Source organism: Staphylococcus sp. HMSC062H10, from assembly GCF_001836945.1.
Classification (GTDB): Bacteria; Bacillota; Bacilli; order Staphylococcales; family Staphylococcaceae; genus Staphylococcus; species Staphylococcus aureus.
The window spans coordinates 1-204 of record NZ_KV831004.1; the positions used below are offsets into that span (position 1 = coordinate 1).

Annotated in this window: 2 tRNA genes; both read left to right on the plus strand. The window is 52.0% G+C overall.

The features are described 5' to 3' along the window. Positions 1-74, plus strand: a tRNA-Arg gene (locus HMPREF2658_RS13875). A gap of 9 nt (positions 75-83) precedes the next feature. Continuing rightward, positions 84-157: transfer RNA gene (locus HMPREF2658_RS13880), tRNA-Pro, on the plus strand. Positions 158-204: the final 47 nt, after the last annotated feature.

Below are 204 nucleotides of genomic sequence, written 5' to 3' on the forward strand. Positions count from 1 at the left end.
GCGCCCGTAGCTCAATTGGATAGAGCGTTTGACTACGGATCAAGAGGTTATGGGTTCGACTCCTATCGGGCGCGTTAATTATACGGGAAGTAGCTCAGCTTGGTAGAGCACTTGGTTTGGGACCAAGGGGTCGCAGGTTCGAATCCTGTCTTCCCGATATACTGTAATTATTATGGGGGCTTAGCTCAGCTGGGAGAGCGCCTG